Genomic DNA, 1,607 nt, shown 5'->3' with positions numbered 1-1,607 from the left:
GCCTAACTTGAGTAAAGCCTCTTTTTTCGATGAATTTTTCAGCAGTTTTACCTCGACTTGCTTTTATTTTACCAGTTGACTTCCAGTAATCCTCATCTTCAATATCAATGTATGCAGCATCAGCTAATAAAGCCATTTGATAAGCTTTTTCTGTATTTACTCGATTATCAATGCTCATTTGAAAAACCTTTTTGTTAATCAATGTGGACTTATTGTTAAGCCTTAAAATAACTCAATCAGTGAATTGAAAGAGAACGCTTAACAAACTCTATTAGAGAGAAATATTCTTCAGGAGCATAACCACAAAATGCACCATTTTTTTCATTTAGAAAATAAATATTTTCTGCAATTATTTTTTTTGTATTCATCTCAATAATGCTAATTCTTTCACCCATCAACCCTTGCTCTTTTTCAGCTCTAGAAATGATGTTTTCTGAAACTACAGAGTACTTACTTTTGATTTGGTTTGTGGGAATAGTAGCTGAACTTCCAGCTTCCATCCTTAGATACCCAGCATCATTTTTATTTTCTTTTTCATAATTATAAAACTCTACAAATTTTATATTTTCTGTCTGGAGAAGTTTATATGATAAGGGTCCAAAACCTATTGTGTGAAATTTTCTTTTATCTTTATAAAGTCCAAGAACTAAATCACTTGCATTATCTAAAAATAGGCCATCAATATTGTTGCCGTTCACTTCTTTATAAATTTTTTCTCCAGAAATTTTGCAGTGCTTAGAAAACGATTCTTGAAGCTTTTTATCCTCCCATATTATTTTTGAAGTGCATGAGCTTAAAACAAATATAAAAGGCAATATACATAACAATCTTAAAAAGAATTTTTTATTGCCTGCGTTTTTTATTGCTATATCACTCATAATAATCACCTATCAAATACCCAACTTCTAATGTTTTTGTTTTTACTTGATTGAAACTTGAATTTATTAACTTGAGAACATTGTGAGGTTATATAGCTTTCAGGTGTTTTATATATCCCATAAGGAAAAAGCAGATAACTAGTGCTTTCTCCTAATATTTTTTTGGTCTTTATATTTTCAATTCTTGTTACCGATCTATGTATTTCATAACCCTCTTGAGGATTATCGATTAATTCTTCTCCTGTAGAAGAAAGCTGATATTTACTTTTAAATTTGCTAATCTTTTTAGTGGCAACACAAAACTTTTTATCAAAAGAAATATATGGCTCCACATTGTATTCTTTAATTTTATTTGCGTAGTAAGGATTGCAATTGGGATCAGTTTTATTTGCTTTATAGTCTCGATAAAAACCCGGTGGTTTTCCATCAACGGGCGTTCCTGGTTTATTTTTTACATGTTCATATTCAATAAAATCATATTGGCCATAAACAATCTCATCCCATCCTCCATACTCTTTAGTTGTGGCTTGATAATACCCATCAACCTTCTCAATCCCATTAACAATAGCCCCAGCATCCTTAAGACATAGGGCTTCAAGCTCATCCATGCCAGGTATCACACGGGGTTTAAACACACAACCAGAGGTTAGAATGGCGAGTGCACCTATAGCACATGTCAAATATCGTCGTTTATTCATTAATCATTTATTCCTTAGGTTCTGTCGCAAA

The 1,607-nt window shown here is 31.7% G+C and carries 2 protein-coding genes; both read right to left on the bottom strand.

The features are described 5' to 3' along the window. Positions 1 to 236: 236 nt before the first annotated feature. Entirely contained in the window at positions 237 to 878 is a 642-nt protein-coding gene (locus KCG35_RS25180; RefSeq protein WP_215822603.1) for a hypothetical protein, read from the bottom strand. Positions 879 to 883: 5 nt separating this feature from the next. Beyond that, positions 884 to 1,576, bottom strand: a complete 693-nt coding sequence (locus tag KCG35_RS25175; protein ID WP_215822602.1) for a hypothetical protein — start codon at positions 1,574 to 1,576, stop codon at positions 884 to 886. Between the last annotated feature and the right edge of the window lie 31 nt (positions 1,577 to 1,607).

Source organism: Zooshikella harenae (assembly GCF_018837975.1).
Lineage (GTDB): Bacteria > Pseudomonadota > Gammaproteobacteria > Pseudomonadales > Zooshikellaceae > Zooshikella > Zooshikella harenae.
Note: the sequence above shows the minus strand (reverse complement) of the source record. Positions and strands in the feature narration are given on the sequence as shown.

What these genes read in the sequence shown, in the direction of transcription:
- KCG35_RS25175 (WP_215822602.1), bottom strand. Translation starts at nt 1,576, where the DNA reads ATGAATAAACGACGATATTTGACATGTGCTATAGGTGCACTCGCCATT.
- KCG35_RS25180 (WP_215822603.1), bottom strand. Translation starts at nt 878, where the DNA reads ATGAGTGATATAGCAATAAAAAACGCAGGCAATAAAAAATTCTTTTTA.